We start from the raw sequence: 17,899 nt of genomic DNA, 5'->3' as shown, positions 1-17,899 counted from the left end.
CGACACCCGGCGTTTTCGAACGCGTGCCACAATCCCGCCCATGGCCTCCAGAACGCGCCGCTCCGTCGGCACCCGAACGTTCCTCGACGTGCTGCTCCACACGGTCCGGATCCGGCGGCTGAGCACCGAGCGCGACCTCGCCGATCTGAAGGCCGGCACCACCCTGGAGGTGGCCTGCTCCAGCAGCACGCTCGGCACCGTCCGGATGCTGAAGATCGGCAAGGGCGGGGAGATCGCGCACACTGCCGGTGGCAGGCTCTACCTGGCCGATGGTGTTCCGCCGCGCTGGCGCAATGTCCGTACCGGGGAGACCGTCACGGTCGAGGGGCCGTTCACGGTGACGCCGTCCGAGCACAAGGCCGTGCTCAGGCAGTTCGTCCGGCTCGACCTGACCGCGGGCGGCGAACAGCACGTGATCATAATCCCGAAGGCCGATCTCGCCCTGGTCACCCAGGTGCTGGAGGGCGTCGCGGCCTGAGCCCGCGGAAGGGGTGGAGACCGTTTCCGGGGCGGCCGGATACCCTTGGGGGCGACGACAGTACCCGTAACCGATGCCGCAAGGGACCCGCGACCGACGTGTTCGACACTCTCTCCGATCGCCTCGCAGCGACGTTCAAGAACCTCAGGGGCAAGGGCCGCCTCAGCGAGGCGGACATCGATGCCACCGCCCGCGAGATCCGGATCGCCCTGCTCGAGGCGGATGTCGCGCTGCCGGTGGTGCGGGCCTTCATCAAGCAGGTCAAGGACCGCGCGCTGGGTGCCGAGGTCTCCGGCGCGCTGAACCCGGCCCAGCAGGTCGTCAAGATCGTCAACGAGGAGCTCATCAACATCCTCGGTGGCGAGACCCGCCGGCTCCAGTACGCCAAGACCGGCCCGACCGTGATCATGCTCGCCGGTCTGCAGGGTGCCGGTAAGACCACCCTCGCGGGCAAGCTGGGTCACTGGCTGAAGAAGCAGAAGCACACCCCGCTGCTGGTCGCCTGCGACCTCCAGCGTCCGAACGCCGTCACCCAGCTGAGCGTGGTGGCGGACCGGGCCCAGGTCGCCTTCTACGGCCCCGAGCCGGGCAACGGCGTCGGCGACCCGGTCAAGGTCGCCCGCGACTCGATCGAGTACGCCAAGCAGAAGCAGCACGACATCGTCATCGTCGACACCGCGGGCCGCCTCGGTATCGACGCCGAGCTGATGCAGCAGGCCGCGGACATCCGCGCCGCGATCAACCCGGACGAGGTGCTGTTCGTCCTCGACGCGATGATCGGCCAGGACGCGGTGACCACCGCGCAGGCCTTCCTCGAGGGCGTCGACTTCACCGGTGTGGTGCTGTCCAAGCTGGACGGCGACGCCCGCGGTGGTGCCGCGCTGTCGGTGGCCCACGTCACCGGCCGCCAGATCATGTTCGCCTCCAACGGTGAGAAGGTCGACGACTTCGACGCCTTCCACCCGGACCGGATGGCCTCGCGCATCCTGGGCATGGGCGACGTCCTCTCGCTGATCGAGAAGGCCGAGCAGACCTTCTCGCAGGCCGAGGCCGAGAAGATGGCCGCCAAGCTGCAGGGCGGCGGCAAGGACTTCACCCTCGACGACTTCCTGGCTCAGCTGGAGCAGGTCCAGAAGATGGGCTCGATCTCCAAGCTGCTCGGCATGCTGCCGGGCATGGGCCAGATCCGCGAGCAGATCAACAACATCGACGACCGGGACGTCAACCGGGTCGGCGCCATCATCAAGTCGATGACGCCGGCCGAGCGCACTGACCCGAAGATCATCAACGGCTCGCGGCGGGCCCGTATCGCCAAGGGTTCGGGTGTCCAGGTCGGCGAGGTCAACAACCTGGTCGAGCGCTTCTTCGACGCCCGCAAGATGATGTCCGCGATGGCCTCCGGCAAGGGCCTCCCCGGCATGCCGGGCATCCCGGGCATGGGTGGCGGCGCCAAGAAGTCCGGCAAGAAGGCCCCGGCGGCCAAGGGCCGCAAGCGCTCCGGCAACCCGCTGAAGCGGGCCCAGGAGGAGGCGGCCGCCGCGCAGCGCAAGGCGCTCGGCGGTCAGCACGCCCCGGACCAGGGCGGTGCCTTCGGCCTCGGCGCGGGCAAGGGACCGGCTGACTTCGAGCTCCCCAAGGAGTTCAAGGACCTCCTCTGACCTTCCGTCCTCCGGGGGCTTCCCGCCCTTCGAGGCGAAGGGATGACCGTTCAGGGGCGTGGGGAACCGCGCGACCGGCCCGCCATCGCGGCGCACGGTCGCCCGAGTGGTTCCCCGCGCCCCTGAACACGTCATCGCAGCCGCCGGGGGACCGGCCTGGTGGCCCGCGCCCTCGCACGGCCGCCGGAGCGCGTGGCGCCGCCCGCCCAGGGAACCGCGGGCACCAGCTGCCACAGCCGCCCCGGAGCTGCCTGGCCAGGGACAGTCCGGATGGCGGATGATGAGGGCGTGCGAGTGATGATCCGTGCTCCGAAGCCCGCAGACGTGACCCCGTACGCCGAGGCGGTCCGCCGCTCGGCCGAGCACGTCGGTCGCTGGAACCCGGTCGAGCCGGACGGCCTGGTGGACCTGCTGGAGCGTCAGGGGCCCGGTCTGCGCACCTTCCTGATCGTGGACCTGGACACCGGCGGCCTGGTCGGCAAGTGCAACGTGGCCAACATCGTGATGGGCCGGTTCTGCAACGGCGCGCTCGGTTACGACTCGTACCTCCCGTTCGCCGGCACCGGCCGGATGAGCGAGGGGATGCGGCTGGTGATCGACCGCTGCTTCGCCCCGCAGGAGGCCGGCGGTCTCGGGCTGCACCGGCTGGAGATCAACGTCCAGCCGGAGAACGACCGCTCGATCGCGCTGGCCAAGCGCCTCGGCTTCCGGCACGAGGGCTACGCGCCCCGGATGCTCTTCCTGGCCGGCGCCTGGCGCGACCACGAACGCTTCGCGCTGACGGCGGAGGAGTGGGAGCCGCTGTCCGCGTCGTAGCGGTGGCACGGCGCCCAGAGCGGACCGTCCCGGCCGTCCGGTGCTCCGGATCCGCACCACGGACGTGCCGCTCCCGCCGCAGTGCGATACCGGCCAACTCGCCCGGGCGGCACCGGGGATGACCGGTGCCGCCCCGGCGTGCGAGCTCACCGCCGTGCCGTGCGGCCGGGCCCGCAACGTCACCCGCTCCGCCCGGGCGGCCTCGGATGCGCGGGCCGGCGGCCCCCGTCAGCCTCAGCGGACCTTCTCGGCGACCACGTACCGGAACAGGTTGGCCATCCGCACCGAGGCGTCCGGCTGGACGAAGGGATGCAGCGCCTCCTCCAGCTCCTTCTCCACCAGGGCCGCGCCGGAGTCGTCGATCGCCGCCTCGTACACGCCGGTTGAGAGCATCCCGCGCACCGCGCTCTCCAGATCCGGGTACGCGAACGGGCAGTTCACCCGCCCGCCGCCCGCCGGGCGCAGTCCAGCACCGGTCAGCAGCGCCTCCAGTGCGCCGGGCGTGCTCAGTGCGAACGGGTCGCAGCCGGACGACGGGGCGGCCCGTCGCCGGGCCACGTCCAGTACGACGGCGCTCTCGCAGCGCTCCGGCGGGCCCCAGCCCGCCAGCACGACCTGCCCGCCCGTGAGGGCGAGCCGCGCCGCCAGCGCCACCGATCGCTCCGGCTCGCCGGGCGGTCGGAGGAAGGGCGCCTGCCACAGCTCGAAGAGAGTCACCAGCGAATAGGCCGTGCGGGGGAACGGGCCACTCGAACGGTCACGGTGCCCGGGATGGGACACCCGCAGCCGCCGGCCCTGCGCCAGCTCGCGCAACTCGGTGTCCAGCTCCTCGCCGGCCACCTGGGCACCTCGCTCCGCCGCCAGCAGCAGGGACAGCCCCGACCGGCAGCCGAGACCGAGCAGACTGGTCGCCGCGCCGACCTCCAGGCGCTCGTACACGGCCTGGTAGAGCGGTACGAGCATGCGCTCCTGGATCTCCGCCCAGTCGCGCGCCCGCCCGTGTGCACGCGCCCCTCCGCGGGCGCGGGGTCGCTGCGCGGTCGTACCCGTCACCTGCGCTGAAGCCATCGCGGCCTCCCATCCGGTCCTCTGGTGGTCTGCTCGTGACACCCCCCGGAAAGCTCCGCCCCCGAGACCAGCGAACAGCGGCCGAGCCCCGGCGTCCAGAGGGGTGCAACGGGGTATCCGCGCGCCGCGGTCGTGCGCCCCCTGCCCCGTGGGATCGAAACCGATTCACGGTCAGGCGCCCGATCCCCGTACCATCTGCCCCATGGCAAAGGCACCCGTTCTCACCCCCCAGGCGGACGACTTCCCGCGCTGGTACCAGGACCTCATCAACAAGGCCGAGCTGGCCGACAACGGTCCGGTGCGCGGCACCATGGTCATCCGACCGTACGGCTACGGCCTGTGGGAGCGGATGCAGCAGGAGATGGACGCCCGGATCAAGAAGGCCGGCGCCCAGAACGCGTACTTCCCGATGTTCATCCCGCAGCACTACCTGACCAAGGAAGCCGAGCACGTCGAGGGCTTCGCCCCCGAGCTGGCCGTGGTCACCCACGGCGGCGGCAAGGAGCTTGAGGAGCCGGTCGTGGTCCGGCCCACCTCCGAGACCATCATCAACGAGTACTTCTCCAAGTGGGTGCAGAGCCACCGCGACCTGCCGCTGCTGATCAACCAGTGGGCCAACGTGGTCCGTTGGGAGCTGCGCCCGCGCGTCTTCCTGCGCACCACCGAGTTCCTCTGGCAGGAGGGCCACACCGCCCACGCCACCTACGAGGACGCGCACGCGTACGCCTCGATGATCCACACCGACGTCTACGGCGACTTCATGACCAACGTGCTGGGCATCGACGTGGTGCTCGGCCGGAAGACCGCCAAGGAGCGCTTCGCCGGTGCCATCAACACCCTCACCCTCGAGGGCATGATGGGCGACGGCAAGGCCCTGCAGATGGGCACCAGCCACGAGCTGGGCCAGAACTTCGCCAAGGCGTTCAACACCACCTACCAGCTCCAGGGCGCCGAGCGCGAGTACGTCTGGCAGACCTCCTGGGGCGTCTCGACCCGTATGGTCGGCGGTCTGATCATGTCCCACGGCGACGACAACGGCCTGCGGGTTCCGCCGCGGCTGGCCGCCGTCCAGGCCGTGGTCCTCGCCATCAAGGGCGATGACGCGGTGCTCGCCAAGGTCCGCGAGATCGGTGCCCAGCTGGAGGCCGCCGGCGTCCGCGTGGTGGTCGACGACCGCACCGACACCCCGTTCGGCCGCCGCGCCGTCGACTGGGAGCTCAAGGGCGTCCCGGTACGCATCGAGGTCGGCCCGCGCGACCTGGAGAACGGCACCGCGATGCTCGCCCGCCGCATCCCCGGCGGCAAGGAGTCGGTCTCCATCGACGCGCTGGCCGCGCTGCTGCCGGGCATCCTGGAGGAGGACCAGGCCCTGCTGCTCCGTCAGTCCCGCGAGCGCCGCGAGGCCCGCACGGTCGACGTCGAAACCATCGACGAGGCCGTAGAGGCGGCCGCGACCGGCTGGGGCAGGATGTCCTGGGCCGAGCTGGGTCCGGAGGGTGAGGCCAAGCTGGCCGAGCAGGGCGTCTCGGTGCGCTGCATCGTCGCGGCCGACGGCTCGGTTCCGCTGACGGACGAGCAGGACGGCAACGTCGCGATCGTCGCGCGCGCCTACTGACGTTCCGATAACCGGTTCCGGCTCCGGTCCGGGTTCCGGGTTCCGGGTTCCAGGTCCTGGCTCCGGGTGCGGAGAAGGCGCTTGTTCTGCCGCCCGCAGACTGCCGGTTGAGACTACTGACCAGTCAACTGCCGGTCCTATGGAACTAGCGGTACGGTATACGGCCCGTGGCCTTGTCAATTTCCGACATTGCCACGGGCCGTCCGCCTTGGGAAGGCGCCGGTGTGCCCGTGTACACGTGCGGGGCCCGGCCCCAAGGCAAATCCAAGAGCCCGGCGAGGCTTGTTGGGCCCACAGTTGCAGGGGGTTGGTCTTGCGTCAGATCCAAGCAGCGAAATTCGCGCAGCGATGCGCATTCCTGAGAGTTTCCTGGGAATTCCCGGCGAAGGGGAACTCGCGGAACATCGGCTCTCACTCCATCGTTGGCATAGCGTGAGCACGACACAGCCTCTCGTTCTCGCGGCCGAACTGGCCGCCGCCTGGAGCGACATCCAGGCATACCACCAGGACCTCCCCGATCTCGCCTCGCCTGAGGCGCTGATCGGCGAGTCCTCCTCGGCCTGCGGCACCCAGCTCGGCTTCGAGCGGCTGCTGCACGAGGCCGCCCACGGCCTGGCTGCCGCGCGGGACATCCGCGACACCTCGCGGGCCGGGCGCTACCACAACCGCCGCTTCCTGATGCTCGCCAGCGAGCTCGGGCTGGCCCACCCGGTCGAGCCGCACGCCAGCAGCGGCTTCTCCCAGGTGACCATGCTCAAGGAGACCCAGGAGCGCTACGCCCAGACCATCGAGCGGCTCGATCGTGCTCTCGGTGCGCATCAGCTGGCCGTGGCCGGCGAGGGCGGGCAGCGTACGTTCCGGGGCCCGGCCGCGCGGCACGGCTCCTCGGGAGGCGGCGTCCGGGTCAAGGCGGTCTGCGGCTGCGGCCGGAACGTCCGGGTAGTGCCCTCGGTGCTCGCCCAGGCGTCGATCGTCTGCGGGGCGTGCCAGCAGCCGTTCCGGATCGCCTGAGTCCTCGGGCGTCGTACGGGTGGGGGCTCTTGCCGTCGGGGTGTCGGCGAGGGCTCTTCCCGTCGGGGGCGTCAGGGGCCGGCGGGGTTTGATCGGGCCTGGCGGGGCCTGAGGGAAGCGTTGCGGGTTCGGTCGGGTCGCCGGCGCCGCCGGGCCGGTGTGCGTGCTTGGCCGGCGTGCGTGCTGGCGGCGCCTGGGCGCGTCTTCGGCGGGTGGCGTCTTTTGATGGGGCGGCGTGTCGGGTGATGGGGCGGCGTGTCGGGCGGGATGCCGTCTTCGGCGGGGCGACGTGTCCGGAACCTCGGCGGTGTCGGTTGTTCGAGGTGCCTGTCGGTTCGAGGAGTGCGACTGACTGTCGGCTCGCTGGGATCTCCGGTGTTCTCCGCGCGGTCGTCGTTCCCGCCGGTGCGCCGTCCGGGGGAGGGCCCGATTCGGGGCGGCGACCGCGGTGTGGCAGAATGGACAGCTGAGTACTCGGCAGCCGGGCAGGACCCCTCTCTCCTACGGCTGGCGTGTCCCTTGAACGGCTGGCCGCGCAACCCCACGCGATGGCAGTGGCCGCTCACCCACGTCAACACCAGGAGAATCCACTCCCGTGGCAGTCAAGATCAAGCTGAAGCGTCTCGGCAAGATTCGCTCCCCGCACTACCGCATCGTCGTTGCCGACTCGCGCACCAAGCGTGACGGTCGCGCGATCGAGGAGATCGGCATCTACCAGCCGACCTACAACCCCTCGAAGATCGAGGTCGACAGCGACCGTGCCCAGTACTGGCTGTCCGTCGGCGCCCAGCCGACCGAGCCGGTGCTCGCCATCCTGAAGCTGACCGGCGACTGGCAGAAGTTCAAGGGCCTGCCGGCTCCGGCGCCGCTGAAGGTCGCCGAGCCGAAGGTCGAGGACTACTCGCACCTGTTCGCCAAGGCCGTTGCCGGCTTCGAGGACAGCACCACCGGTGTTGCCATCACCCCGAAGGCCAAGAAGTCGGACAAGGCCGAGGCTGACGCCGAGGCCGCTTCCACCGAGGCCTGATCGTGATCGAGGAAGCCCTCGACCACCTGGTGAAGGGCATCGTCGAGCACCCCGACGAGGTGCAGGTTCGTTCTCGCAACCTGCGGCGGGGTAACACCATCGAGGTGCGAGTGCACCCCGATGACCTCGGCAAGGTGATCGGCCGGGGCGGCCGGACCGCGCGCGCTCTGCGCACCGTGGTCGGCGCTCTCGGCGGTCGCAACGTCCGAGTCGACCTGGTCGACGTGGACAGCATTCGCTGACGCACAGCCGTCAGGCTTGGGGCCGGTCGGGACGCTCGTCGTCCCGACCGGCCTTCTTCGTTCCTTCCATGCTTTTCCTTCCGTTCTCGTTCCTTCGTTTTTCCGTTCCTTCGATCCTTCGCAGCGCAAGCCCAGCAACTTCAGGAGAGCGATCACCGTGCAGCTCGTCGTCGGCAAGATCGGCCGCGCCCACGGCATCAAGGGGGACGTCAGCGTCGAGGTCCGCACCGACGAGCCGGAGCTCCGACTCGGCCCCGGTGCGGTTCTGCTGACCGACCCGGCGTCGGCGGGGCCGTTGACCGTCGAGTCCGGCAAGGTGCACAGCGGCCGGCTGCTGCTGCGCTTCGCCGGGGTGAAGGACCGCAACGGCGCCGAGGCGCTGCGCGGAACCCTGCTGATCGCGGAGGTCGACCCGGATGAGCTGCCGGAGGAAGAGGACGAGTACTACGACCACCAGCTGATCGGCCTGGACGTGGTCCTGCTGGACGGCACCCCGGTCGGCGAGCTGACCGAGATCATCCACCTGCCCTACCAGGACCTCCTGACCGTGAAGAAGGTCGACGGGACGGAGGTGCTGGTGCCGTTCGTGGAGAAGATCGTTCCGACCATCGACCTGGAGAACCAGCGCGCCGTGATCGACCCGCCGCCCGGCCTGATCGACCCCGAGCAGGCGGTGGTGGCCGTCGGCTCGACGGAGGGCGACGCCGGTACGGAGCCTGTCGAGGGCGGTACCGCCGCAGTGTCTGCCGAGGGCGATGCCGGCGCGGGATCTGCCGGGGACGGTGCCGGTCCCGACAGCGAGGGCGACGCCGCAGGTGACGCCAGTGAGGGCAAGGCCGACGCATGAGTGAAATGCGGATCGACGTCGTCACGATCTTCCCCGAGTACCTGGAGCCGCTGAACGTCTCCTTGGTCGGCAAGGCGCGCGCCCGCGGCCAGCTGGACGTCCACCTGCACGACCTGCGCAGCTGGACCACGGACGTCCACCGCACCGTGGACGACACCCCGTACGGTGGTGGACCCGGCATGGTGATGAAGGCCGAACCGTGGGGGGCCGCGCTGGACGCGGTGGTCTCGCAGGGGCCCGAGGGCGCGGTTCCGACCCTGGTGATCCCCACCCCGAGCGGCCGTCCGTTCACCCAGGAGCTGGCCCAGGAACTGGCAGCGCAGCCCTGGTTGGCCTTCGCGCCTGCTCGCTACGAGGGCATCGACCGTCGGGTGATCGAGGAGGCCGCGACCCGGATGCCCGTGGTCGAGGCGTCGATCGGCGACTATGTGCTGGCCGGCGGCGAGGTCGCCGTACTGGTCATGGTCGAGGCGATCGCCCGACTGCTGCCCGGCGTCCTCGGTAACGCGGAGTCGCACCGGGACGACTCGTTCGCCCCCGGCGCCATGGCCGACCTGCTGGAGGGTCCGGTCTACACCAAACCCGCCGAGTGGCGTGGACGGGCCGTACCGGAGGTGCTGCTCAGCGGACACCACGGCAAGATCGCACGCTGGCGCCGTGAGCAGGCGTTCGCCCGTACTCTGGCCAACCGGCCCGACCTCGTCGATCGTTGGAAGTACGACGCGTTCGACAAGAAGGAGCGGGAAGCCCTCGGTGTTCTCGGCCTGGTCTGGGACGAGCAGCTCGGCCGATTTCGGTCTGCGGCCGATGCTATGGAAGAATGAGCGACTGTTGTCTGTCGTCGGGCTCCTCTCGTAGGGGCCGGTGGTCCGACGCCCCCGCCACGGGGGGAACGTCGAAGACCGAGGCGGCCCGCAGCACACCCCATTGAGACGAATTTCCGTGGGCGGCCCGTGGCGCCTGCGATGGAGAGCATCATGAGCAACAAGCTCGCTGCTGTCGACGCGGCCTCGCTGCGTACCGACATCCCGGCGTTCCGCGCCGGTGACACCCTGAAGGTTCACGTCCGGGTTATCGAGGGCAACCGCTCCCGTATCCAGGTCTTCCAGGGCATCGTCATCCGCCGCCACGGCTCGGGTGTCGGCGAGACCTTCACCGTCCGCAAGGTCAGCTTCAACGTCGGCGTGGAGCGTACCTTCCCGGTTCACACCCCGGTCGTCGAGAAGATCGAGGTCGTGACCCGCGGTGCGGTCCGCCGTGCCAAGCTGTACTACCTGCGTGACCTGCGCGGCAAGGCCGCCAAGGTCAAGGAGAAGCGCGAGAGCTGATCCGCTCACCCTCGGCTCTGCCGAGGGCCGGGTACGCCCGGACCGGGCTGAGAACCCTAGGGATAAGCTCAGCCCCGATGAGCACGCACGAACCTCCCGCGGACCGCGACGGCAGTCCTGCACCTTCGGGTGCGGACTCGCTGCCGCGGTCCGCGGTCGTTTCCGGCGAAGGTCGGCTCTCGGGAGAAGCCACGGCGGACATCGGCGGAGCCGGGGCCGGTGCTGAAGGAGCCGGGCCAAGTGCGGACGGAGCCAGGCCAGGTGCGGATGAAGCCGCACCCAGGGCAGGCGGAGCCGTTCCAGGTGCGGGCGAAGGAGCGGGGCCCGGTAGTGGTGGGACCACGGTCGGCCCGAGCCCTGCCACACCGAGCGCGGACATCGCCGTAGCCGACGCAGAAATGCCGCCGGACGATGCGGAGCACTCCGAGAGCGGGGCACGGTCGGCGGGTGGGGATCGGTGGTTCTCACGGACGTTCCTCCTGGGGGCCGGGCTCTGCCTGGCGACGTTGCTGCTGCTGAACTTCTTTGTCGTCCGCCCCTTCGGGGTGCCGTCCGAGTCGATGGAGGGCACGCTCCGACCGGGAGACCGCCTTCTGGTGAATCAGTTGGCATACGACTTCGGCAGGCACGTGCAGCGCGGGGACGTGGTGGTCTTCGACGGCATCGGCTCCTTTCTCCCGTACGCCTCCGAAGCGTCTGCCACACAGCGCTTTCTCGCTGGATTCGGACTGTCCTCCGGTAGTGACTCGGTCTATGTGAAGCGAGTGATCGGGATCGGCGGGGACCGGATCACCTGCTGCGGTTCCGACGGCAGGATCAAGGTCAACGGCGCGCCGTTGAATGAGTCGGAGTATCTGTATCCCGGTGACACCCCCTCGAAGGTGGCCTTTGATGTGGTGGTGCCGGCGGGGAAGTTGTGGGTGATGGGAGACCACCGGAGTGACTCCCGGGACTCGCGGGACCACCTCGGTGAGCCCGGTGGCGGCTTCGTTCCCGAGGCCAAGGTGATCGGCCGCGCGGACTGGGTGGTCTTCCCGATCGGACGCTGGTCTTCACTGGGGCGCCCTGCCGGGTTCACCGCTGTGGAGGGGACTGGTGGCCATGGGGGTCAGAGGTAGGGGTCGGCCGGTCGTTTCGCCGACCGGCTCGCCGGCTCTCGCAGCGACGGAGTCGATACCTGGATCAACGGCCGAGTCAGCTCCTCGCCCCGGGGCAGAGCAGGTTGCTGTTGTCCGAGGGCGTGCCGAGCGCCGACGGACAGCACGTCGAGCAGAGCGCCGCAGACGCCGGTCCCTGTTGCGTGAACTGCCCATGATCCTGGTGGTCGCATTGGTGATCGCGTTGCTGCTCAAGACGTTTCTGGTACAGGTCTTCGTCATCCCTTCCGGCTCGATGGAGCAGACCATCCAGATCGGTGACCGGGTGCTGGTGGACAAGGCCACTCCCTGGTTCGGCGCGCAGCTGCAGCGCGGCGAAGTGGTTGTCTTCAAGGATCCCGGCGGCTGGTTGGAGTCGGAGCACAAGCCTTCCTCGGACGGACCGGTGCTCCGCAGGGTGAAACAGGCCTTCTCCTACGTGGGTCTGCTGCCGTCCGAGGACGAGCAGGATCTGATCAAGCGGGTGATCGGTGTTGCCGGGGACACGGTTGAGTGCTGCGACGCCAAGGGCCGGGTCAGCGTCAACGGCACGCCGCTGGACGAGCCTTACGTCGCGCCCGGCAACGCGCCGTCGAGCCGGCCGTTCAAAGTCACCGTCCCGCCCGGAAGGCTCTGGGTGATGGGTGATCATCGGGATGTCTCGGCCGACTCCAGGTTCCACATGGACAGGCCCGGTGACGGCACCGTCCCGGTGGCCAATGTGATCGGTCGGGCCTTCGTGATCGCGTGGCCGATGGGACGCATGCGCCAACTTGACGTACCTACCTCATTTTCCGCGCTTCCTTCGTCTACGAGGACCTTCAATCCGCACGACTTCGACCGTGCTTCGGGCACCGCGGAATCGGCCGGGGCCAACCCGGATCCAGCGGAACCTCCGCTCGTTATGGGTGTGTTGGGCGTAGCTCCGTTCCTCGCGCGACCGAGGCGGGCGGTGGTCCGGCCCGGGTGGCCGGCCGGTTGATCACCGGATCTGCCGTGTGGGAGCGGTGGCGTGATGTCCTGGAGTGATAGAGAAGTGCTGGAGCGCTCGGTGCACGTTCCGGTTGCCTCCGGAGGCTGTGCCGGTGTCAGGAACGCCCGTGCTGGGCAGGCCTGAGGCGGGTTGACGGTCGGTCACAGAGCGTGGTGCCCGCTGTGCGGCACTGGTGAGCGCGGGCGCGCGGGCGTCCGCACAGCAGGGAGGAGATGTTGTGGGGGATCTGGTGATCGGCGCCCGCTCGGGGGCTCCCGAGCCGGAAGGCGCCGGTGGTCGTACTGTCCGGTCCGCCGAGTCCGCGCAGCCGCCGGAGCCCGGCGAGGGCGGATCGGCTTCCAAAGCGGGTGAGTCGGGCACCGGGGGACCGGACGACGGGGCCGCCAGGCTGGGTGGCGGCGACGGCGGAGACGGTTCGCCGAGCGCATCGGACGATGACTCCGAGGAGACTCCGGAGCCGCCGAAGCAGCGTTCCTTCTGGAAGGAACTGCCCATCCTGGTCGGCATCGCGCTGATCCTGGCGTTGGTGATCAAGACATTCTTCGTCCAGGCGTTCTCGATTCCTTCGGGGTCGATGGAGAACACTCTGCGGATCGGCGACCGGGTTCTGGTGGACAAGCTCACGCCGTGGTTCGGTGCGGAGCCGGAGCGCGGTGATGTGGTGGTCTTCCAGGACCCGGGCGGCTGGCTGGCCGACGAGCCCGTCCAGCAGAGTGGCAACTCCTTCGTCCGGGGTGTGCAGGACGTGCTCAGCTTCATCGGCCTCATGCCCTCGGCCAACGAGAAGGACCTGATCAAGCGGGTCATCGCAGTTGGTGGCGACACCGTCGAGTGCGAGGGCACTGGGCCGGTCAAGGTCAACGGGGTCGCGCTGAACGAGCCGTACATCTTCCCGGGCAACACGCCCTGCGGTGACAGGCCGTTCGGTCCGGTGAAGGTGCCGGTGGGGCGGATCTGGGTGATGGGCGATCACCGGGGGAACTCGCTGGACTCCCGGTTCCACCAGGACCAGCCAGGCGGTGGGACGGTACCGGTGGGCAACGTGATCGGCCGTGCCTTCGTGGTTGCCTGGCCGATCAGCGACTGGGCGACGCTGCCGGTGCCGAGCACCTTCGACCAGAAGGGACTGGCCTCCGCGGCAGTGCCGTTCACGCCTCCGGTGGCTGGGGCGGGGGTCGCGCTGCCGGTGGTCTGGTGGCTTCGGCGGTCCCGCCGCTGAGACGTTCCGAGTCTGCTGTCGGGTCTTGCGCGGGCCGTGGTACCGGCGAGTAATCTGCTCGCACGTGCCACGGCCTGTCGGCTTTTCCGAGCCCGCCGCGGCGCACTCGTGTCGGGCGCGATTCGACCTGGAAGGGGCGGTGGCGATGAGCGGTGTCGTGGAGCACACGACTCCGGCGTCGGCGGCGGCCGGCAGAACGGGCGCGGTGAAACGGCGGAGCCTGGTCTCGGTACTGCACGGCCTGGTGATCGGCCTCGGCTTCGCCGCGATGATCGGCGGATTCGTGGTGATCGCACTCAACTACCGTCCGTACCGGGTCCCGACCGATTCGATGTCCCCTACGGTGCTCTCGGGGGACACGGTGCTGGCCCGCACGGTGAACGGCGGAGCCGTCGGCCGGGGGGACATCGTGATCTTCCGGGACCCGCAGTGGGGCGACCAGACGATGGTCAAGCGAGTGGTGGCGGTCGGTGGGGACACCGTGGCGTGCTGCGACTCCAAGCTGCGCCTGCTGGTGAACGGCAAGCCGATCGACGAACCGTACGTGGAGACGTCGGCGATGCCCGGAGCCGATTTCAAGACGATCGTCCCGGTTGGGCGGCTGTTCCTGCTCGGGGACTTCAGGGCGAACTCGCTGGACTCGCGAGCACATCTCGATGTCGCGAGCGGGACCGTCCCCGCAACCGACGTGACCGCTCGGGTCGAGGCGACGGTCTGGCCCTATGCCCGCTTCGCCGTGACCAAGCGTACGGTTGCGTTCGACGGACTCGGCGCGCCGCTGGCCGCCAGGCCGGGGCCGGCCGGCCCGGCGATGTACGCGATGGCCGGTGGCGCGGGGGTGGTCGTGCTCGCCTCGGCCGCCGGTGGGATCGTGTCGCTCGCCCGCAGGCTCGGACGCCGCAGCGGTTGATGAGCGCTTCGGTGGACCGGTCCACGCCGGGTGGCCGGGAAGTCCGGAGCGATTTGCCGGGCACGCCCCAGGGCAACGCGCGATCGGCTGGCTGAGGCGTCTCCTGGTGCTTCCGAGGCGAGCGGGATGCCTTCGGGTGCTCCCCGGGCGAGCGGGGCGGCTTCCGTAGGGTGTGGAGGTGACGGGGATGGTCGAGCGGCGGCGCGCGGCGCGGGTCCTGCTCCTGGACGGCGAGGGCCGGATCCTGCTCTTCCGCGGCACGGACCCGGCTGTCCCGGGCGTCAGCTGGTGGATCACACCCGGCGGCGGGTTGGAGCCGGGCGAGGAACCGCGCGATGCGGCACTGCGGGAGCTCGCGGAGGAGACCGGGCTGAGGGATGTCGAGCTGGGGCCGGTGGTGGCGTACGACACGGTTGTCTACTCCTTCCAAGGACGGCATTACGAGCAGGACCAGTGCTTCCACCTGGCCCGCCTCTGGGACGGTGGCCGCGAGAGTGGGGAGGGCTGTGGACCGGTGGATGGACGGGACTGCGGGCCGGGAAGCGAGACAGGAGTCGGAGCCGGAGGCCGGGGTACCGATTGGCGACCCGTCGCGTGCGATGCTGAGGAACACGCACAGCTGATGACCGCGCGCTGGTGGACGGTGCCGGAGTTGCGGGTGACCGAGGAGACGGTCTACCCGGCGGCGCTGGCGGACTTGGTCGACCGCCTGCTGAAGGACGGCCCGCCAGTCCTGCCGGTAAGGCTCTCCCGGCGGGTTCGGTGGTCCACAATGGGGTGGACCAGACGAGTTGAGGGGACGCCTGAATGAGTGCCGAGGATCTCGAAAAGTACGAGACCGAGATGGAGCTCAAGCTCTACCGGGAGTACCGGGACGTCGTCGGCCTGTTCAGGTACGTGATCGAGACCGAGCGACGTTTCTATCTGACGAACGACTACGAGCTGCAGGTGCACTCGGTCCAGGGCGAAGTGTTCTTCGAGGTGTCGATGGCGGATGCCTGGGTCTGGGACATGTACCGACCGGCCCGGTTTGTCCGCAAGGTGAGAGTGCTGACCTTCAAGGACGTGAATATCGAGGAGCTGGCGAAGAGCGACCTGGAGCTGCCCTCCGACGATGCGGCGTTTGGCAGCTGACATTGGTCCGGGCTCCGGCCCGATGTCGAGTGTTCTGCCCGGTATTCACTCTTGTGAGCTACTTGGGTTATCCACAGCCCAGGGTTATCCACAGGAATTGAGGACTCTCTGGCCTGAATGCGGCCGGATCGGCAACCTCCCTGGCATGGAGGTGATAGCCGTGCAGAGTTCCAACAACGGACTCGGCCGTTACGGCGAAGAAGTGGCCGCCCGGTGGCTCACCGCGGGCGGCCTGAGAATCCTGGAGCGCAACTGGCGTTGCGCAGAGGGCGAGCTGGACATCGTCGCCCTGGACGGCGACACGCTCGCCGTCTGCGAGGTCAAGACCCGTTCCGAGCGCGGGTTCCAGGAGCCGAGTGAAGCCATCGACCGGACCAAGGCGGAGCGTCTGCGGCACTTGGCCGAGCGTTGGCTCGGCGAACGCTGGCCGGCCCACTTCGACGGCCTCGCCCGCATTGCGACGGCAGCCGGGGAGGATCCGGCGGTCGAGCCCGGGGTCGAGGCGCAGGCGGCCCTGCTGGCCAGCCCGGCTCCTCTGCCACCCGGTGGGGTCCGGATCGACCTGATCGCGGTGGTCAACCGGCTGAAGGGCGCCGCCCAGGTCGAGCACTACCGCGGGGCGGTGTGAGGTGGCCTTCGCCCGGACGTGTTCGGTGGCGTTGGTCGGGGTGGACGGCGTGGTGGTCGAGGTGCAGGCAGACCTCGAACCCGGCCTCGCGGCCTTCACTCTGGTCGGTCTGCCCGACAAAGCCCTCACCGAGGCTCGGGATCGTGTTCGCGCGGCGGTGGTCAACAGTGGGGAGAGCTGGCCGCAGCGGAAGTTGACGGTAGGACTCAGCCCGGCCTCCGTACCGAAGAGCGGCAGCGGCTTCGACCTCGCCGTCGCCTGCGCGGTCCTGGCAGCGGCCGAGCGGCTGGAGCCGGCCTCCATCGCCGATCTGCTGATCATCGGCGAGCTGGGCCTGGACGGGCGGGTCCGTCCGGTGCGGGGAGTGCTTCCGTCCGTCCTCGCTGCAGCGGACGCGGGGTACAAGCACGTCGTCGTCGCGGAGCCGACCGCTGCCGAGGCCGCTCTTGTCCCAGGGGTCTCCGTCCTCGGCGTCCGCAGCCTGCGCCAACTGATCGCCGTACTCACCCAGGCACCGGTACCGGACGAGGAGCCGGATCAGCTGTCCGGGCGGCGCGATCCGTCGCTGGCTGGCCTGATTGTCCCCGGAGCCGGGGTCCACGGCCACCTGCGGGAGGGGGCCGCCAGGCTGGACCTTACCGATGTCACGGGTCAGTACGAGGCCCGCCGTGCCCTGGAGATCGCTGCCGCAGGCGGGCACCACCTCTACCTCAAGGGTCCGCCGGGCGCGGGGAAGACGATGCTCGCTGAGCGACTTCCCTCGCTGCTGCCGCCGCTCAGCCAGGCCGAGGCACTGGAGGTGACGGCCATCCACTCGGTCGCCGGGCTGCTGCCGCCCGACCGGCCGCTGATCGACACACCGCCCTACTACGCGCCGCACCACTCCACCACCATGCCGGCCATCGTCGGAGGAGGCAGTGGTCTGCCCCGGCCCGGCGCGGTCTCACTGGCGCACCGGGGCGTCCTCTTTCTGGACGAAGCCCCGGAGTTCCCCGTCAGAGTGCTCGACGCTCTGCGACAGCCGCTCGAATCCGGCGAGGTGACCATTGCACGAGCCGCCGGATCACTGCGACTGCCGGCCAGATTCCAACTCTGCCTGGCAGCAAATCCCTGCCCGTGCGGCCGCTTCTCCCAGCGGGGCGAGGGCTGCGAATGCACCCCGGCGATGGTCCATCGCTACCAGGCCAGGCTCTCCGGGCCGCTGCTGGACCGGGTGGACCTCCAGGTCCAGGTCGCCCCCGTGACGAGGGTGGAGCTGCTGGACGGCGGCAGAACGGCCGAGAGCACCGCCACGGTGGCAGCCCGGGTACTGGACGCGCGTGCCCGTGCAGCCGCCCGGCTCAGCGACACCCCGTGGCGTACCAACGCCGAGGTGCCGGGGCACTTCCTACGCACGCGGTGGAAGTTGGCGCCCGGTGCCCTCATCGATGCCGAGCGGGAACTGGAGCGCGGCATCCTGACCGCCCGAGGGCTCGATCGGGTCCTCCGGGTCGCCTGGACGGTCGCCGATCTGGTCGGCCGCGACCGCCCCACCAGGATCGACGTCCATACCGCCCTGGTTCTTCGAACCGGCGTCGAACGCGGTCTTCCGGCCACGACTCCCAAGCCGCTCGCCTACCAGGATCCCGACCTGTACCTGGGCGGCGAGAACTGACCAGCAGTCGGGGCCGATGAGCAGACCCGCCGATCTGCCATACCCATGATCGATCTGCCGTCCCCATGGAGGTGCAGATGAACCGCACCAGCGCTCCCGGCGACTCGAAGCCCAGTCGCTCGAATCCCGCCCGC

19 protein-coding genes are annotated in these 17,899 nt (G+C 69.7%); 18 read left to right on the top strand and 1 reads right to left on the bottom strand.

Annotation, left to right across the window (positions count from 1 at the left end; translation table 11 throughout):
• The first annotated feature begins 40 nt into the window (after positions 1-40).
• From ACWDAK_RS24355 to ACWDAK_RS24345, 3 genes are all read left to right on the top strand, one after another.
• Entirely contained in the window at positions 41-478 is a 438-nt protein-coding gene (locus tag ACWDAK_RS24355; protein WP_427394445.1) for a hypothetical protein, read from the top strand.
• Between the two features lie 98 nt (positions 479-576).
• Positions 577-2,136 (top strand): signal recognition particle protein, encoded by a 1,560-nt coding sequence (gene ffh, locus ACWDAK_RS24350; RefSeq protein ID WP_344639826.1) that lies wholly within the window; start codon positions 577-579, stop codon positions 2,134-2,136.
• A gap of 270 nt (positions 2,137-2,406) precedes the next feature.
• Complete coding sequence (locus ACWDAK_RS24345; protein ID WP_344639825.1) at positions 2,407-2,952, top strand: GNAT family N-acetyltransferase; 546 nt, start codon at positions 2,407-2,409, stop codon at positions 2,950-2,952.
• 234 nt (positions 2,953-3,186) lie between these two features.
• Here ACWDAK_RS24345 and ACWDAK_RS24340 read toward each other — a convergent pair whose 3' ends face one another.
• Positions 3,187-4,020, bottom strand: a complete 834-nt coding sequence (locus ACWDAK_RS24340; protein WP_344639824.1) for a class I SAM-dependent methyltransferase — start codon at positions 4,018-4,020, stop codon at positions 3,187-3,189.
• Between the two features lie 202 nt (positions 4,021-4,222).
• Between ACWDAK_RS24340 and proS the strand changes: the two genes are divergently transcribed.
• The 15 genes from proS to ACWDAK_RS24265 all read left to right on the top strand — a co-directional run bounded on the left by proS (position 4,223) and on the right by ACWDAK_RS24265 (position 17,765).
• Entirely contained in the window at positions 4,223-5,635 is a 1,413-nt protein-coding gene (proS, locus tag ACWDAK_RS24335; RefSeq protein WP_427394446.1) for a proline--tRNA ligase, read from the top strand.
• A 432-nt stretch (positions 5,636-6,067) separates the two neighbouring features.
• Complete coding sequence (locus tag ACWDAK_RS24330; protein WP_344639822.1) at positions 6,068-6,646, top strand: hypothetical protein; 579 nt, start codon at positions 6,068-6,070, stop codon at positions 6,644-6,646.
• Positions 6,647-7,241: 595 nt separating this feature from the next.
• A complete protein-coding gene (gene rpsP / locus ACWDAK_RS24325; protein WP_344639821.1) occupies positions 7,242-7,673 on the top strand; it encodes a 30S ribosomal protein S16 in 432 nt (143 codons plus the stop codon).
• A 2-nt stretch (positions 7,674-7,675) separates the two neighbouring features.
• Positions 7,676-7,915, top strand: coding sequence for an RNA-binding protein (locus tag ACWDAK_RS24320; protein ID WP_030275689.1), 240 nt, complete (start codon positions 7,676-7,678; stop codon positions 7,913-7,915).
• A gap of 157 nt (positions 7,916-8,072) precedes the next feature.
• A complete protein-coding gene (rimM, locus tag ACWDAK_RS24315; protein ID WP_344639820.1) occupies positions 8,073-8,762 on the top strand; it encodes a ribosome maturation factor RimM in 690 nt (229 codons plus the stop codon).
• 5 nt (positions 8,763-8,767) lie between these two features.
• Positions 8,768-9,586: a tRNA (guanosine(37)-N1)-methyltransferase TrmD gene (gene trmD / locus ACWDAK_RS24310; RefSeq protein ID WP_344639870.1), complete on the top strand. Its 819-nt coding sequence runs from the start codon at positions 8,768-8,770 to the stop codon at positions 9,584-9,586.
• A 153-nt stretch (positions 9,587-9,739) separates the two neighbouring features.
• Positions 9,740-10,090 (top strand): 50S ribosomal protein L19, encoded by a 351-nt coding sequence (rplS, locus tag ACWDAK_RS24305; protein WP_344639819.1) that lies wholly within the window; start codon positions 9,740-9,742, stop codon positions 10,088-10,090.
• A gap of 398 nt (positions 10,091-10,488) precedes the next feature.
• Positions 10,489-11,208, top strand: coding sequence for a signal peptidase I (gene lepB, locus ACWDAK_RS24300; RefSeq protein WP_344639818.1), 720 nt, complete (start codon positions 10,489-10,491; stop codon positions 11,206-11,208).
• Positions 11,192-12,208 (top strand): signal peptidase I, encoded by a 1,017-nt coding sequence (gene lepB / locus ACWDAK_RS24295; protein ID WP_449806500.1) that lies wholly within the window; start codon positions 11,192-11,194, stop codon positions 12,206-12,208. The genes lepB (ACWDAK_RS24300) and lepB (ACWDAK_RS24295) overlap by 17 nt, the downstream gene beginning before the upstream one ends.
• A 229-nt stretch (positions 12,209-12,437) precedes the next feature.
• Positions 12,438-13,439: a signal peptidase I gene (gene lepB / locus ACWDAK_RS24290; RefSeq protein WP_427394447.1), complete on the top strand. Its 1,002-nt coding sequence runs from the start codon at positions 12,438-12,440 to the stop codon at positions 13,437-13,439.
• A 145-nt stretch (positions 13,440-13,584) separates the two neighbouring features.
• Positions 13,585-14,349, top strand: a complete 765-nt coding sequence (gene lepB, locus ACWDAK_RS24285) for a signal peptidase I (RefSeq protein WP_427394448.1) — start codon at positions 13,585-13,587, stop codon at positions 14,347-14,349.
• A 187-nt stretch (positions 14,350-14,536) separates the two neighbouring features.
• Positions 14,537-15,160, top strand: coding sequence for an NUDIX hydrolase (locus ACWDAK_RS24280; RefSeq protein WP_344639869.1), 624 nt, complete (start codon positions 14,537-14,539; stop codon positions 15,158-15,160).
• Positions 15,157-15,483: a DUF2469 domain-containing protein gene (locus tag ACWDAK_RS24275; protein ID WP_344639814.1), complete on the top strand. Its 327-nt coding sequence runs from the start codon at positions 15,157-15,159 to the stop codon at positions 15,481-15,483. The genes ACWDAK_RS24280 and ACWDAK_RS24275 overlap by 4 nt, the downstream gene beginning before the upstream one ends.
• Positions 15,484-15,628: 145 nt before the next feature.
• Entirely contained in the window at positions 15,629-16,111 is a 483-nt protein-coding gene (locus ACWDAK_RS24270; RefSeq protein WP_344639813.1) for a YraN family protein, read from the top strand.
• Between the two features lies 1 nt (position 16,112).
• The gene (locus ACWDAK_RS24265) at positions 16,113-17,765 is read left to right on the top strand and encodes a YifB family Mg chelatase-like AAA ATPase (RefSeq protein ID WP_427394449.1); all 1,653 of its coding nucleotides are present in this window, start codon (positions 16,113-16,115) and stop codon (positions 17,763-17,765) included.
• Positions 17,766-17,899 lie beyond the last annotated feature (134 nt).

It is taken from the genome of Kitasatospora sp. NPDC001175 (assembly GCF_053598215.1).
Note: the sequence above shows the minus strand (reverse complement) of the source record. Positions and strands in the feature narration are given on the sequence as shown.

Coding starts and splice junctions, on each gene's coding strand:
- proS (WP_427394446.1), top strand. CDS start 4,223: ATGGCAAAGGCACCCGTTCTCACCCCCCAGGCGGACGACTTCCCGCGC.
- rplS (WP_344639819.1), top strand. CDS start 9,740: ATGAGCAACAAGCTCGCTGCTGTCGACGCGGCCTCGCTGCGTACCGAC.
- lepB (WP_449806500.1), top strand. CDS start 11,192: ATGGGGGTCAGAGGTAGGGGTCGGCCGGTCGTTTCGCCGACCGGCTCG.
- ACWDAK_RS24355 (WP_427394445.1), top strand. CDS start 41: ATGGCCTCCAGAACGCGCCGCTCCGTCGGCACCCGAACGTTCCTCGAC.
- ACWDAK_RS24345 (WP_344639825.1), top strand. CDS start 2,407: ATGGCGGATGATGAGGGCGTGCGAGTGATGATCCGTGCTCCGAAGCCC.
- lepB (WP_344639818.1), top strand. CDS start 10,489: ATGCCGCCGGACGATGCGGAGCACTCCGAGAGCGGGGCACGGTCGGCG.
- ACWDAK_RS24280 (WP_344639869.1), top strand. CDS start 14,537: ATGGTCGAGCGGCGGCGCGCGGCGCGGGTCCTGCTCCTGGACGGCGAG.
- lepB (WP_427394448.1), top strand. CDS start 13,585: ATGAGCGGTGTCGTGGAGCACACGACTCCGGCGTCGGCGGCGGCCGGC.
- ACWDAK_RS24340 (WP_344639824.1), bottom strand. CDS start 4,020: ATGGCTTCAGCGCAGGTGACGGGTACGACCGCGCAGCGACCCCGCGCC.
- trmD (WP_344639870.1), top strand. CDS start 8,768: ATGCGGATCGACGTCGTCACGATCTTCCCCGAGTACCTGGAGCCGCTG.
- ACWDAK_RS24275 (WP_344639814.1), top strand. CDS start 15,157: ATGAGTGCCGAGGATCTCGAAAAGTACGAGACCGAGATGGAGCTCAAG.
- ACWDAK_RS24270 (WP_344639813.1), top strand. CDS start 15,629: ATGGAGGTGATAGCCGTGCAGAGTTCCAACAACGGACTCGGCCGTTAC.